Here is a 14,702-nt window from a genome sequence, read left to right as displayed (position 1 = left end):
CTGACTCCGGACAAAAAAATAACCGGCGCTATGTGCCGGCCATCGCTGCAATCTATGGAGAGGACATACCGTCATACTGGCTCAGCTCCCGGTATTGGGTCGGGGTGATGCCCTCTTGTTTTTTGAATATCCGGTTAAAATAGCTGTGCTGATACCCCACCTGCCCGGCCACGTCGCATATGCGCATCCCCGTGTCCCGAAGCAGCTCCTTCGCTTTGTCCATCCGCAGTCCGGTCAAATAATCGATGAAGTTCTTGCCGGTTACCTGCTTGAAGGCTTTGCTCAGGAAGAACGGGTTCGTCCCGATATGATCGGCACAGCTGTCCAGCGAAATATCCTGCATATAGTGCTGCTGCATGTAAATCATCGCCTGTTCGATGAGCATCTTGACGCCGCCGTCTGCCCGGTCGGCCAGCTCCTGCATATACGGAGACACCACCTTCTCCCGGAACCAGCTTCCGATCAGCTCGGGCTCCCGGATTTCCGACAGCGCCTCGTACATGTTGACGCCCTTGAACAGTCTGCCCGGCTGAATCCCGGACACCATCATCGCATGCTGAACGCTGCCCAGCAGATGCAGCATGCCCTGCTGCACCTCCATCGCTTTCGCACCGCCCGCTCCAAGAACGGCCAGAAATTCGTCCAGAATCCGGAAGGCTTCCTCCCGCTGCCCTGTCCGCAGCGCCTGGATCAGCTCCCGCTCCAGCGTGAAGGAATACCGCGGCTCGGTATCGTAAACCCCGTCCCGGTCCAGCTCGCTCATGTCGATCAGCTGATTGTCGCTCCCGAACAGCCGATGGCTTGCCGCCTGCTGCGCGGCCTCGAATACGAGCGGAATCTCACTGACCCGGGTCACAGGCGGGCTAAAGGCGGCGGTAACTCTCAGCTTCAGTATGCGGTTGATCGTATCCGTCAGCTCCCCGCCGAAGCGAAGCACCTTCTCCCGGATAGGCGGGCCGCTCGGAAGAATGAGCAATAGACCGGCTGTAAGGTCATGAAAGTTGATCACGTCCGATTGGCCGAACTGCTGCTCTGCCAGCTCGCGGACGATATTCGCGGATGCGTAGGAGACGAGCCCCTCGTCTCCGGTCTGGAACTTGCCGTCCAGCCGGGTCATTCCGGACAGCTGTATATACATCACCACCAGACAGTGGTCATCCAGCGTCCATTTGAAATGCGCCATCCGGCTGCGCAGCTCCTGCTCCGAATAGGCGGACAGATATCCGAGCAGCAGCTGGTGCAAGAAGCTCTCCTTCACATGCGGCAGCTGTTCGGTCAGCTTCCGCTGCAGGTCATGGCTCTCCCAGTGCAGATGCTGCCACTGCCGCTCGATCAGCGTGAATTCGTCATCCCGGCCGCCGGCGTTCATCTGCTCAGGCAGCAGCTGCTGCAGCAGTCTTCTTACCGGGGAGTACATTTTGCGGGAAGCCAGCCAGGACAGAATGCCGGCCACGATCAGGGCGCTGGCACTGACGGCGAAGATCAGCTTCGATATGAACACAACCGGCATCGTAATGCTGCTGATCGGCGCGGCCGACACATAGTTCCAGTCCGCCGCAATCCGGGAGAACGAGCCGTAGGTTACCGTATACGTCGCGCCGTCCCAGTTCATGAAGAAGGATGTCCTGCTCCCCGTCTCCCGCGCCGCGATGCTGCTTCGCAGCGCCGTCACCAGCGCCCCATCGCTGCCGCTGCCGCTGGCCGAGGCGAACAGCTCGCCCCCGGTCTCCACCAGGAACGTCTCGCCGTCATTGTACGGCGTCATCGTCCGCAACATGGCTGCAACCTTCTGCGGGTCCATGCGTATCAGCAGCGCGCCGAACGGCTGCTGGCTTCCGCCGGGGATATGATGGACCAGCGTCAGCTCCTTCACCGCCGGACGCTTCGGGTCAAATGCCCACTCGGTCCAGTACATGCTCTGCTCACTCTCAAGCAGCCTGCCGTATTGGCGACTGAGCTCGCCCAAGGCGATCTCCCCGTACTCGGGATTGAACAGAATCGGCTGCTCCTCGGCCAGATACAGCTCCACCTGCTTCACCATCGTATTGGAGCCCTGCATGACCAGCAGCGTCTTCGTAATGTCCCGCGACCGTTCGAAGGCCAGCTTGAAATCAAGACCGCTGAGGCTGTAATCAAACTTGGGGTCAAACGCCCAGTGCGCCAGCATCAGTTCCAGATTCGAGAGCTGTTCGTTAATGTTGGCCGCCCGCTGTTCAATCTGGTCATGATGCATCTTGAGCAGCTCCGCTTCGAGGCGCCCTCCCGCCATCCAATACAGCAGCCCGGCCGTAATCAGCCCCGGGATGGCAGAGACCACGAGCATCATGATCAGGCTGCTGCGATAATATTTTCCCCCGCGATGGAACAGCCGGCGGGGCTTCAACTGCTGCAGGCTCAGGATTCGCATGCTCTCACCAACCGAAATGATTTTTTGAGGACTTCTATCACCCTAACCAATAATCACCGACTTTTCCTTCTATTGCATAATTAGAATGTAAACGCATTCAATTTGAAATACAAGGTTTTTTCCGCTTCTTTTTTGTTTGATCGGAGATTTGTCCGGAGATTTAATCAGGGATTTGTTCAGGGAACCGAGAAATGACGGTACAGAAAAGAAGGCTCTTCCGTACCGTCATGATTCAGCGATATCGATGGCTCAGGCTGCAACAGGGAAAGGCCCCTGCACCTGGCTGGCTGCGAGGCAGACCAGCTGCCTGATGCAGCTATGAATGGGTGGACATTTACGAATGTTGGTTAAGGCGCGGCCTGACTGTACAGCTCGTTCATCTCCTCAATCAGCTCGCTTCCGCCGGTGTTGCGCCATACTTGGAATGCCGATTGCAGCCCGGCCTCATCGATCTGTCCGACGATATACTTGATCCGGGCATCATTGATGATGTTATCAAGCTGCGCGCCCTTCTGCGTGTATACGGTGGAGATGAACGGCTCGGCCGGATTGCTGACAATGAACTCCTCGTTAGCCCTCTGCACTTCCTCCTGCTTGATCCGAAGCGGTGTCTGCTTCACCTTCCGCCCCTGGTCCATCGGTATAAAGGTCAGCATCTGGTTCAGCCCCTCCACCTCCGATTCCAGCAGCACCGTATCCTTAACCGGCACAACATGCTCGCCCTCCAGCGTGTAGTGCGTCCCTTCCAGGCCGAAGCCGAGCAAGGTCTGCAGCTCCGGCTCATTCAGCTGGTCCAGGAAGGCCAGCACCCGCTTGAACTCCTCCTCGCTCTTGACCGTCGATTTCGGGATGGCCAGCATGCCGGCGAACCCGGAGGTTGGCAGTGTGCGCAGCTGTCCGTCGCTTCCGGCAACAGCGCCCACCACATCCATGTAGTGCTCGCCTTCCGGAAACTCCTTTCCTGCCTGGGCAGCCGCGGCCTTGATTCGGTCATCAATCCGGGCCGCAGTATCCACGACGTCGACAATGACCCCGGCCGTGCCGTTTACAACCGGATCATTCCACTTGGCGCTGTCCATCACGGCAAAATCCGCATTAATCAGCTTCTCGTCATACAGCTTCTTCATGAATTGAAGCGCTTCCACATACTCCGGGAATTCATGCTCCGGCATAAGCTTGCCGTCCTGAAGACCCCATTTGTTCGGGACGCCGAACCACAGCTTCATAATATCGAAGCCGCTGGCCCATTGACCGGTCCATTTGACCAGCACCATGCCGTACGTGTCGTCCTTGCCATTTCCGTCAGGGTCTTGTTCCTTAAAAGCCTTCAGCACATTATAGAAGTCATCGATCGTCTGCGGCGGCTCAAGCCCGACATTCTCCAGCCAGTCCTTGCGGAACACCACCCCGTTACGGCCCAGCACGCGGCCGCGGTAGATGCCGTAATTCTTCCCTTCAATCGAGGAATTTCGGAGAATGACTTCATTGGCCTGGCTCAGGTTCGGGTAATCCTTCAGATAAGGCCCCACTTCCCAGAAGGCTCCGGATTTGGCCGCGCTGACAAAGCTGGATGCCTTAGCATCCGGGACGTACATAATGGTCGGGAGCTTGCCTGAGGCCAGCGTAATATTAAACTTGTCAGTATAGGATGCATTCGGCACCCATTCCAGATGAATGCGGGTGTTGGTCCGCTGTTCAAGCTCTGCTACGACCGGGCTTCCGTCCTTGGGATAATTCGTCTTGAAGATCGGAAGCATGATCGTCAGGTTCAGCGGTTCCTCCGCCTGCTGACCTTCATTCGGCGTGGGCTCGTTACCGGAGCCCGGAGTTTCGGTCGCCGCAGGCGCTGATCCGCCGCATCCGGCCACCAGCAGCAGGACCATGGCCAGCAGCATGGCCAGCCAGCTTCTTCTGTTCCATCGTTGCTTCACTTGTCCTTGATACCTCCTTCTTATTTCGGAAAAAGTTGGATATAGTTACACCGACAGCTGTTCCAGCACTCGCAGCCATAAGGCCAGGGCAGGGCACGGACAGGACCGGTGCAGTTCCCTCAAGCTGAATTGATGAAGACGCTGAGCTGCAATACGCTAGCCCTTGATCGACCCGAGCAGCACCCCTTTGGCAAAATGCTTCTGCAAGAACGGATACACACACAGGATCGGCAGCGTACCAACCACGATGACCGCCATCTTGACCGACTGCTCCGGCGGCGGCACAAAGCTCGGGTCCATCGACGTGATGTCCCCGGCCGACTGGGACAGCATGACAATCTGGCGAAGCATGACCTGCAGCGGCCATTTCTCCGGATCATTGATATAGAGCAGCGCCGAGAAGAAGTTGTTCCAGTGGCCCACCGCGTAAAACAGCGTAAAGGTCGCAAGCACGGGCTTCGAGAGCGGAAGCACGATTCTCCACAGCAGCCCCAGCTCGTTGCAGCCGTCAATGCGGGCGGCCTCCTCCAGCCCCGGCGGAAGCTCCTGGAAGAAATTTTTGACAATGATCAGGTTAAAGGCACTGATGGCGCCCGGAATAATCAAGGCGTTCAAGGAGTCGAGCAGATTCAAGTCCCGAATGACCAGATACGTCGGTATCATTCCGCCGCCAAACAGCATCGTGAAGATGACCAGGTTGAGAATGAGATTGCGGCCCATCAAACCTCGCCGGGCGAGCGGATAAGCCATCGTCACCGTAAAGATCAGGTTGACGATCGTGCCCACCACCGTGACATATACCGACACCCCGATGCTGCGCAGGATCGTGTCTGTGGAGAAGATGAATCGATACGCATCAATGGAGAAGGTGGAGGGAATCAGGAACACGGCTCTTTTGGTAATTTCGGCATCAGTGGCAAAGGAGCCGGACAGGACAAAAATAAACGGGAGTACCGCCAGCAGGCCGAACAAGCCGAGGAAGACGTAGTTAAGCAGATCGAAGACGGTGCCGCCCGCGGTTCTGTAATGCTTCGTCACCGCATTCCCTCCTTTCTAATAGAGTCCAGACTCGCCGAATTTTTTGGCCAGCCAGTTGGTGCCGACCACGAGAATGACGCCGATCACCGATTTAAACAGGCCGACCGCCGTACTGTAGCTGAACGCCCCTTGCGTGATGCCAAGCGTGTACACATAGGTGTCAAACACTTCGGCGACCTCACGGTTGAGCGCATTCATCATCAGGAAGATCTGTTCAAACCCGTTATCGAGAATCGAACCCATCCGCAAAATGAGCAAAATGACAATCGTGCTTCGGATCGCCGGCAGCGTAATATGCCATATTTGCCTCCAGCGGTTCGCTCCGTCCACAATCGCCGCTTCGTACTGCTCCATATCGACGCCCGCCAGCGCCGCCAGGAAGATGATCGTTCCCCATCCGCTCTCTTTCCAGATGGTCTGGATAATGATCAGCGGCCGGAACCAGTCCGGATCGGACAGAAATTCGATCTTCCGCCCTGTAAACGCATACAACAATTCGTTGATGACGCCGCCTTCGGTGGTCAGCAGCACATAGGTGAGGCTCGCGACGATGACCATCGAGATAAAATGCGGAACATACAGCATCGTCTGGATCGCTCTTTTGTAAAAGGAACGACGGATTTCGTTCAGAAGAATCGCCAGGATGATCGGGGCAGGAAAGAAAAACACAAGATTGTACAAGGACAGGATCAGCGTGTTGCGCAGCAGCATATAGAAGTCCGGATTTTGAAAGAACACCCGGAAATGCTCGAAGCCTACCCAAGGGCTGTTCCAGAACCCGACAAAGGGCTGATAATCCTTGAAGGCCAGCAGCACGCCCCACATCGGCACATATTTGAATATCAGGAAGTACAGCAGGCCGGGAATTAGCAAAATGTACAGCCATTTATCCCTTCTCAGCCGTCGTAGCTTCACCCCCCGGGGCGTGCCCGGCCCCTTGCTTGTCTTAAAGCGCTCCCCGTTCACAGCGGCCTTCGGCGCTGCGGCTTGATTCACCTCATTCACCTCCGTATTCTAAAAGCGCTGGTTGATTGTTCTGATGTAGATTTTATTATGGGTCAGCAGGCATTTTCCGGCAATTGGACTTTCTTGCTATTCGTAGAACATGGCCCCGCGCAGGGTCCGCTCAAAAAAGTGCAAACCGGCCAAAACAATGCTAACGGCGAGCAACCTCCAGGGATTGACGTTGTCACTAGAGGCGGTTGTCAAAATGTATTGGAAGCGGATACAGTTAAAGGTACAATAGGAGGCAGGGATATGCCGATGATGGTGTAAACATCCCTAGCGTTTACCTTTGGGAGGGGATATAGGATGAAGATCAAGCAAATTGCGCACCTGGCCTTTGATGTGGCCGATATGGAGCAGTCGCTGCATTTTTACTGTGATGTGCTGGGGTTCACCCGGGCCTTCGATATTCGGGATGATCAAGGCAATCCATGGATTGAGTATATTAAGGTGACGGAAGGACAGTTTGTGGAGCTGTTTTACGGCGGACGCGACAAACCAGCCGCCCCTCCTCGCCCGGTCGGTTTCTCGCACTTGTGCCTGGAGGTGGAGGATATCCATGAGACGGCAGAACACCTGCGGCGCCATGGCGTGAAGCTGGATGTGGAGCCGGTGAAGGGAAAGGATCACAATTGGCAATGCTGGGCCAAGGACCCGGACGGCAACCGGATCGAATTTATGCAGCTTGATCCCAGCTCACCGCAGATGAACTGCTGAGCAGTAGTTAAACGCCAACTGATCGCACATAGACTGCTGGGCAAGTATTCAAGATCAACGGTTCATTGAAAGTGGTCAGCACCGGACGCAGATGAACTGCTGAATAACAGCTCTAACATTGGTCGCTGATGGGCTGCTGAATAGTAGCTCTAACACCGGTCGCTGATGAACTGCCGAATAGCAGCTCTAACATTGGTCGCTGATGGACTGACGAATGTTGGCGGGTTGACGACTGCCACCATGCGGGGTGCCCCCGTGCCCGCTTCCGTGCCTGGAAGAGCGCGTTGAGGGGGCACATTGTCAACCGCCCGTACTAGGAAGTCAATGCAAGAATCCGCTCCTTCGGCTGCGGGTTCTTTTTTACTTCTACGACGGCCTCCCGCCTCCAGCTGCTTGCTGTGCTGCCCTTCGGAACCCACCTTGCCAACATCTGTTAATCGAACTACAATATAAACATCGTGACGTTATGTACGTTTTGAAATATACAACCCTGAGACATTAAAGGAGCATCCATTACATGAATGCACAGCAAAGCAATATTAAGCTTGTCGTTGCCGGGCTATTGCTTGGTATTTTTATGGCCGCCATCGACAATACCATCGTCGCGACGGCCATGCCCACCATCGTTCGGGATCTGCAAGGTTTTGAACAGTTCGTCTGGGTGACATCTGTGTATATGGTAGCCGTGATGGCAGGAACGCCGATCTTCGGCAAGCTATCCGACATGTACGGTCGGAAGCGATTCTTTATATTCGGGCTGATCGTGTTTCTGATCGGTTCGGCGCTGTGCGGAATGGCCGGGAGTATGACACAGCTCATTATATTCCGCGCCATCCAGGGCATCGGGGGCGGAGCGCTCATGCCGATTGCCTTCACGATTGTATTCGACCTGTTTCCGCCAGAGAAGCGCGGGAAGATGACCGGCCTGCTCGGCGCCGTCTTCGGCACCTCCAGCATTATGGGGCCGCTGCTCGGCGCGTTTATTACCGACAGCATTGGCTGGGAGTGGATTTTTTACGTCAATGTGCCGATCGGGATCATCTCTTTCATCCTGATTCTGACCGCATACAAGGAGACGGTCTCGAAACGGAAGCTGCGCATTGACTGGACTGGGGCTACCACGCTTGTCGGCGCTGTCGTCTGCCTGATGTTCGGGCTGGAGCTCGGCGGCCACACGTTTGCATGGGATTCTCCGCAAATTATAGGCCTGTTCGCCGGGTTCGTGCTCCTGTTCCTTGTGTTTCTGTTTGCCGAGACCCGCGCCAGCGAACCGATCATTTCCTTCGAGATGTTCCGCAAGCGGCTGTTCGCTTCCAGCAACCTGGTCGCCTTATGTTACGGTGCAGCCTTTATCGTGGCTACCATCTACATCCCGATCTTCGTCTCCGGCGTCTATGGCGGCTCAGCCACCAATGCCGGACTCATCCTGATGCCGATGATGCTGGGCAGCGTGGCCGGAAGCCAGGGAGGCGGCCTGCTGGCCACCCGAATCCCGTTCCGGAGCATTATGCTCCTGTCGGTGGCCTGCTTTATTGCCGGCATATTCTGCCTCAGCACCATCGGACCGGAAACGCCGAGACTGCTGCTCACCGCCTATATGGTGCTGACCGGCTTCGGCGTCGGCTTCTCGTTCTCTGTCCTGAGCATGGCCGCCATCCATAACTTCGATGCCCGGCAGCGCGGTGCAGCCACATCGGCGAACTCGTTCCTGCGCTCGCTTGGGATGACGGTTGGCATCACCGTCTTCGGCATCATTCAGCGCAACATTCTGAGCGGGACAATGGCCGATGCAGCCGCCGCTGGCAGCTGGCCGGAAGGGCTTAACGTCAGCGCCGATGACGTGCTTACGCCGGAAGTGATGGCGACGATTCCGCCGGACATCCGCCAGCAAATTGTCACCTCGCTCGCCGGCTCGATTGCGGATACGTTTATGTGGGCCCTAGTACCGGCAGTTCTGGCGCTCGTCTTCATTCTGATGATGGGCGGCGAGCGGGTCACGGTGCAGCGTAAAGCCAAGCAGGCCCCGAATTAAACCGAGGGGCTGGCAAAGCCGCATCCCCTGATCAATGTAGAACGGTGCACGTCCCTTATAATAGAAAAGCGAGCGTGACCTGACATCAGGTTGCGCTCGCTTTTTTCTATACATCGATGGTCTTCAATTAGAACAGGAATTCGCTCGGATTCGGACCAAAGCGCTTGTTCTCGTTCAGGCTGTCAATTCGGGCCATATCTTCTGCGGACAGTTCAAAATCGAAAATGTCAGCATTTTCCCGAATCCGATGCTCTTTGATCGACTTCGGAATGACGATGATGCCGTTCTGAATGTCCCAGCGCAGGATGACCTGAGCGATGGTCTTGTTGTACTTCTGGGCGATCTCAGCCAGCACCGGCTGATCCAGGTTGCCCTGCATGAGCGGGCTCCACGCCTCAAGCACAATGTTGTTCTCCTTGGCATACTGCAGCAGTTCCTTCTGGGAAAGCAGCGGATGCAGTTCCACCTGGTTCACCACCGGAACGACGCCGGAATCTTCAATAATATCTTGCAGGTGATGAACATGGAAGTTGCTGACGCCGATAGAACGGACGTAGCCTTCTTGTTGCAGGTGGATCAGCGCCTTCCATGTTTCCTTATATTTATCCTTGCCAGGCCAGTGAATGAGGTACAGATCAATCACATCCAGCCCCAGCTTCTTGCGGCTGGTCTCGAAGGCCTTCAGCGTCTTGTCGTAACCCTGGTCTTCGTTCCACACCTTCGTGGTGATGAACAGCTCATCCCGGGAAACACCGGATTCCCGAATGGCTTGTCCTACGCCTTCTTCATTTCCGTAGATGGCAGCTGTATCGATACTGCGGTATCCGGCAGCAATTGCCGATTTGACGGCATGGATTACCTCTTCTCCCTCTTTGGTCTTCCATACGCCAAGACCCAGCCATGGCATAGCCACCCCGTCATTCAGCGTAGGTCCGGCAGTAAATGGTTGATTGGCCATTCTGAAAATCCCTCCTGGTTTATGTAAATCTCAAGAAAGGCGGCACGAAAGCCGCCTCCTCAAGTATATCAAATTCCTATTATTCCACTCAAGTTGACATGATATACATTCCAAACCGGTACAAGCAAGCCAGCACGGCTCCCTGCAGGCTACAGTCTGCGTCTGAATATCCCGAAAGTCAAAAGCCCGCACGCCACCATAAACAGGTACGGTCCTGCCCCGGCTCCCCTGACGGTCTCTCCGAAGAAATCAACCGTCTTGGAATTAACAAACATGGCCGTGAAGATGACGGCTAGAAGGGCAAGTATATATCCGACCAGTTTATTTAATGGCTTGTCACGCAGCACCTGCACAAGCGGATAGATAAAGCACAGAAAAAAGAACACGCCTCCTTGAGCAAAGCCGTTCTCCGTCGCGATCCCAATGTCCAGCCAATTAAAGAACAAGGAAATCAGCGCTATGCCGGACGCAATAAATATGAACTTGCCCCCGAGGTCCCACTCGTTGAATCGAAGCTTCACAAACTACACTCCCCTTGGTATGTCTGTTGCCAACAAGGCGGATGCCTTCCGGCAAAACTTAGGGTTTATTATACCGAAAAGCAGCCGATAAGGATAGACGGATTACAGATCCGCCGTGCTGTTCAGCCACACCGTTTTGCTGGCGGCGCTTTGTCTGCACCCCGGCTTCGGCTCCATGTCGGGATAGCCAAGGTAGAGGAAGCCCAGCATCTTGTCATCCGGCTGCAGCCCGAATGCCTTGTTCATCAGCTCATGGAAGCAAGGCTCCCCTGTTCTCCATACCGCTGCGAGTCCAAGTGCATGGATTTCAAGCAGCATGTTCTGGATAGCGGCAAACACCGCGCCATATTCCTCCAGCTCAATCACCTTCGGATCCTTCGACGGCTGGACTGCCACACCGATGACAACCGGTGCCCGGTAAGCCTTGATGCGTCCCGACTCCCTAGCGGCCGCGATCGCTGCTTCGCTTGTGTCGCCGGCATTCGCGGCCTGAATATCGCCGAGCGCATTGCCCAGAATATCGCGTCCTTCCCCTTGCATGACATAAAACTTCCAAGGCTCCGTAAGCTTGTGGTTCGGTGCCCATGTTCCGGCTTCCACAATTTGTTCTATCATCTCTTGAGGCACTTGGTCGGGCTTGACTTTACCAATACTCCGACGCGTGCGGATCGCTTCACTAACGTTCATCTTCCGATTCCTCCTCTATGATCATGGTTCCATTGTACTCCTAATTGAGAGTCTATCTCAATTATAACAAATAGATGGAACGACTGCGCTCTCTCGGAGAAAATAACAGACCCTGATTCGATGCCCGCACCGTAAGATTAGATCTTTGTAATAATTGACCCCTTGATAATTAATCTGCTGAATTTCTTACAGCCTAAATTCTGATATCCCGTAATATGTAAGCATGATGATAGACATAATGAACAAGCGATCGTTTACCCCTGCACTTTTCTCTGGATTTTCGTACCATAATCTAGCATAATGAGATTTAACCTTAACCAAGATTAGGAGGAACCCTTATGACTGCGAAACGACTGATCACCCCAGAAGACTTGTATCGGATGCACTGGGTTAACGACCCCGTCGTCTCTCCCGCTAGTGGAGCGATTGCTTATGTACATAAATCGGTCAAGAAGGAGATTGACGGCTATACCTCCCATATTCGCCTGCTTCACCCGGATAACCATAAGGATACTCCTTTCACTTCCGGCGAGAATGACTCCTCGCCTGCCTGGTCCCCAGACGGATCTCAGCTTGCCTTCCTGCGGAAGAAAGGCGACAAGCCACAAGTATGGACGATCCCTGCTGACGGCGGGGAAGCGCGCCCTGTAACCGATCTGAAATACGGCGTCAGCGCTTTTAAATGGTCGCCGGATGGAACGCAGCTGCTCGTCCGAAGCGAGGTATCTGAATCGGATGGCACCGACCAGGACCAGAACACAAGCAACGCGAATAACAGTAACGACAACAACGGAATTAACGGAAACAACGAGAGCAAGAAGCTGCCAGAAGAGGCGATCTACGACCGGATTAAATATAAAGGCGACGGCATCGGCCTGTGGAATGGCCGCCGCGCTCATCTATTTCTTATTAACCTGGCAACGGAAGAAAGCAAGCAGATCACTTCCGGCGAGTTCCAGGTGGGCAGCTTTGATTGGTCGCTTGATGGCTCCAGCGTCGCTTACACTGCCAGTATTTCGTCCGAGCAATATCCGGACCCGGATCTGCGCCTGACGAACGATGCGTTCATCCTGAATGTCCAGGACGGCTCCGTACGCCAGCTGACCGAAGGCACGCATTCCATCTACACGGTTGCTTATACGCCGGACGGACAGTCGCTGCTTATGCTTGCCAGCGATCTCTCCTGCGGATTCGCTACCTTGGCGCGCATTCATCTCATTGCCCTCGCAGACGGACAAGACCAGGTGCTGTACACCGATATGGATGTGCAGCTCGGACATGCTGCGGTCAGTGATATGAGAGCCAGTGCAGGCACGCCTCCACTGTTCAGTAAGGATGGCACATCGGTATACCTCCAGCTTAACCAGGATGGCGGTGTCCACATCGGCCGGTTCGCTCTGGATGGCTCCACGTATGAGCTTGTGCTCGGCGGCGAACGTGAAATCTATCAGTTCGCCTTGACGCCGGAGGAGAACATTGTGTTTGCGGCGGCTGACCCGCTGCAGCCAGGCGACTTGTTCGCATATAGTGCATCCCTTAAGCAGGAGCAGCGGCTGACCAACTGCAACGAGGAACTGTGGAACGAGCTGAATTTAAGCGAGCCGGAGGTGTTCACGTTCCAGACCGGGGACGGCTGGACGATCCAAGGCTGGATGATGAAACCGACCGAGTTCACGGAGGGCAGCAAGGTGCCGGCCGTACTGGAGATTCACGGCGGTCCTCAAGCGATGTATGCCCATACATTCATGCATGAATTTCAGCTGCTTGCGGCTGCAGGCTATGCGGTAATCTACACCAACCCGCGCGGCGGGCACGGCTATGGTCAGGTTCATGTCAATACCGTACGCGGCGACTACGGTGGCCGGGATTACCAGGATCTGATGGAAGCCGTCGATTATGTACTGAACACCTACTCCTTCGTGGACGCTTCACGCCTTGGCGTAACCGGCGGCAGCTACGGCGGCTTCATGACGAACTGGATCGTAGGCCATACCGATCGCTTCAAAGCTGCGGTAACCCAGCGCTCGATCTCGAACTGGATTTCCTTCTATGGGGTCAGCGACATCGGCTACAACTTTACCGAAGACCAAATTTGGGGCAACCCTTGGGACGATCTGGAGAAGTTGTGGAAGCATTCTCCGCTCGCCTACGTCAAAGAAATCAAGACCCCGCTGCTCATCCTGCACGGGGAGCAAGACCTGCGCTGTCCGATCGAGCAGGCCGAGCAGCTATTCACAGCCCTGAAGCGTCTGGGCAAGGACACCCAACTGATCCGCTTCCCGGGAGCAGACCACAATCTGTCCCGAAGCGGTCATCCATACCTGCGCGTCAGACGTCTCAGCCATATCGTGCGCTGGTTTGTCGAGCATATTGAAAGATAAATAAGGAACTCATGATTTCATATCTATGATTAATAGCGCCCCTGCCGAAATGTTCACTGGATGCGAGTTACTTGTCCAATGAGCGCCGCAGGGGCTTTGTCTGTTAGACTACTTGCCAACTACTTGTCAACTACTTACCAACCTCAAGCCTTGCAACATTATCCCGTTTGATCAGGGAACGCAAAAAAGACAAAACAGAAGGTAAATACGCTGCCCGACCTATTCACTCGAAAGCTAATCTACAATTCAATACATTTCTCCTATTACAGGCTTGCAACCCTGTCGGTAGGATTGTTTGTGGATTTTCGCCGGTACCTTGGCATGCTGCTGTGAGGAAGAGGAAGAACAAAAACAAAAACGAATATACCGTAACTTCTACTTCAATCCAATGTCAAACCATCCAACCCTGTCAACACTTGCACTGTTTAACGCGGAAGTATGCGAATAATGTTCCACGAGCGAAATCCGACAGTCATATTCATCCTCCGCCCCCTCTCGTCAAACTATCCTCTCGCTTCCACCCTCTCGCATCCAGCCTTCGCTCAGGCTGCGGCTAAAGAGGTCTCTAAGGGCCCATCCGGCTGACGGGCGATCAGCTGGCAGTAGGAGATGCCAGGGATCGCGATGCACATCTGCAGCAACTTCTGCCTCATCGACTCCGCCGTTCCGGACACGCGAAGCCAGCGGCGTCCTGTGAATTCATTCAGATACGCCTGCAGATGCTTCCTCCCCAACGCACCATATGTATTCTTCAGCGATACCCACGCCTCTCTTACCACGCTCCGCAAAGGGGCATACAATCGAAAAGCTTGGGTGGACAGCTGGACTTCGGTTGCTTCGGATGCAAGGCGATCCACGTGCTCATCGATGAATGCGGTTAGATCGCGGCGAGAGGCCCTTGTATCGGTTCCTCGGCTCTGCGGCAACAGGCGGATCTTGACCTGCTGCGGTTCACCGGCCTCATCCACCGTACAGCCAGCGACAACCGCTGAGGCATGCGGATGCGAAACCGCACATCGAGAAGG

Annotated in this window: 11 protein-coding genes; 3 read left to right on the top strand and 8 right to left on the bottom strand. The window is 55.0% G+C overall.

Features of this window, described 5'->3' with window-relative positions; all coding sequences use genetic code 11:
- Positions 1-52 precede the first annotated feature (52 nt).
- The 4 genes from CHH67_RS07555 to CHH67_RS07540 form a co-directional block, all read right to left on the bottom strand.
- Positions 53-2,407, bottom strand: coding sequence for a cache domain-containing protein (locus CHH67_RS07555; protein WP_095264562.1), 2,355 nt, complete (start codon positions 2,405-2,407; stop codon positions 53-55).
- 347 nt (positions 2,408-2,754) lie between these two features.
- Positions 2,755-4,302, bottom strand: a complete 1,548-nt coding sequence (locus CHH67_RS07550) for an extracellular solute-binding protein (RefSeq protein WP_095264579.1) — start codon at positions 4,300-4,302, stop codon at positions 2,755-2,757.
- 192 nt (positions 4,303-4,494) lie between these two features.
- On the bottom strand, positions 4,495-5,376 hold the full coding sequence (locus CHH67_RS07545) for a carbohydrate ABC transporter permease (protein ID WP_095264561.1): 882 nt from the start codon (positions 5,374-5,376) through the stop codon (positions 4,495-4,497).
- Positions 5,377-5,391: 15 nt separating this feature from the next.
- Positions 5,392-6,372: an ABC transporter permease gene (locus CHH67_RS07540; RefSeq protein ID WP_413773590.1), complete on the bottom strand. Its 981-nt coding sequence runs from the start codon at positions 6,370-6,372 to the stop codon at positions 5,392-5,394.
- Between the two features lie 315 nt (positions 6,373-6,687).
- Between CHH67_RS07540 and CHH67_RS07530 the strand changes: the two genes are divergently transcribed.
- Together CHH67_RS07530 and CHH67_RS07525 are read left to right on the top strand one after the other, a co-directional pair.
- Positions 6,688-7,098: a VOC family protein gene (locus CHH67_RS07530; RefSeq protein WP_095264559.1), complete on the top strand. Its 411-nt coding sequence runs from the start codon at positions 6,688-6,690 to the stop codon at positions 7,096-7,098.
- Between the two features lie 517 nt (positions 7,099-7,615).
- Positions 7,616-9,130 carry an MDR family MFS transporter gene (locus CHH67_RS07525; protein WP_095264558.1) on the top strand — a complete coding sequence of 505 codons (1,515 nt, stop codon included), beginning with the start codon at positions 7,616-7,618 and terminating at the stop codon, positions 9,128-9,130.
- A gap of 127 nt (positions 9,131-9,257) precedes the next feature.
- Here the strand turns inward: CHH67_RS07525 and CHH67_RS07520 are convergent, their stop codons facing one another.
- The 3 genes from CHH67_RS07520 to CHH67_RS07510 all read right to left on the bottom strand — a co-directional run bounded on the left by CHH67_RS07520 (position 9,258) and on the right by CHH67_RS07510 (position 11,296).
- Positions 9,258-10,088: an aldo/keto reductase gene (locus CHH67_RS07520; protein WP_095264557.1), complete on the bottom strand. Its 831-nt coding sequence runs from the start codon at positions 10,086-10,088 to the stop codon at positions 9,258-9,260.
- A 149-nt stretch (positions 10,089-10,237) separates the two neighbouring features.
- Positions 10,238-10,609, bottom strand: coding sequence for a hypothetical protein (locus CHH67_RS07515; protein ID WP_095264556.1), 372 nt, complete (start codon positions 10,607-10,609; stop codon positions 10,238-10,240).
- Positions 10,610-10,711: 102 nt separating this feature from the next.
- Positions 10,712-11,296, bottom strand: coding sequence for a nitroreductase family protein (locus CHH67_RS07510; RefSeq protein WP_095264555.1), 585 nt, complete (start codon positions 11,294-11,296; stop codon positions 10,712-10,714).
- Positions 11,297-11,634: 338 nt separating this feature from the next.
- On the opposite strand from CHH67_RS07510, the gene CHH67_RS07505 reads away from it, so the two are divergent.
- Positions 11,635-13,677 (top strand): alpha/beta hydrolase family protein, encoded by a 2,043-nt coding sequence (locus CHH67_RS07505; protein ID WP_095264554.1) that lies wholly within the window; start codon positions 11,635-11,637, stop codon positions 13,675-13,677.
- 542 nt (positions 13,678-14,219) lie between these two features.
- Here the strand turns inward: CHH67_RS07505 and CHH67_RS26720 are convergent.
- Positions 14,220-14,702 (bottom strand): hypothetical protein (locus tag CHH67_RS26720; RefSeq protein ID WP_244908120.1); only part of this gene is annotated, 483 nt, incomplete at its 5' end.

It is taken from the genome of Paenibacillus campinasensis (assembly GCF_002272015.1).
In the GTDB taxonomy this organism is placed as follows: domain Bacteria; phylum Bacillota; class Bacilli; order Paenibacillales; family Paenibacillaceae; genus Paenibacillus_AQ; species Paenibacillus_AQ campinasensis.
Note: the sequence above shows the minus strand (reverse complement) of the source record. Positions and strands in the feature narration are given on the sequence as shown.

Coding starts and splice junctions, on each gene's coding strand:
- CHH67_RS07555 (WP_095264562.1), bottom strand. CDS start 2,407: ATGCGAATCCTGAGCCTGCAGCAGTTGAAGCCCCGCCGGCTGTTCCAT.
- CHH67_RS07550 (WP_095264579.1), bottom strand. CDS start 4,302: ATGCTGCTGGCCATGGTCCTGCTGCTGGTGGCCGGATGCGGCGGATCA.
- CHH67_RS07530 (WP_095264559.1), top strand. CDS start 6,688: ATGAAGATCAAGCAAATTGCGCACCTGGCCTTTGATGTGGCCGATATG.
- CHH67_RS07525 (WP_095264558.1), top strand. CDS start 7,616: ATGAATGCACAGCAAAGCAATATTAAGCTTGTCGTTGCCGGGCTATTG.
- CHH67_RS07520 (WP_095264557.1), bottom strand. CDS start 10,088: ATGGCCAATCAACCATTTACTGCCGGACCTACGCTGAATGACGGGGTG.
- CHH67_RS07510 (WP_095264555.1), bottom strand. CDS start 11,296: ATGAACGTTAGTGAAGCGATCCGCACGCGTCGGAGTATTGGTAAAGTC.
- CHH67_RS07505 (WP_095264554.1), top strand. CDS start 11,635: ATGACTGCGAAACGACTGATCACCCCAGAAGACTTGTATCGGATGCAC.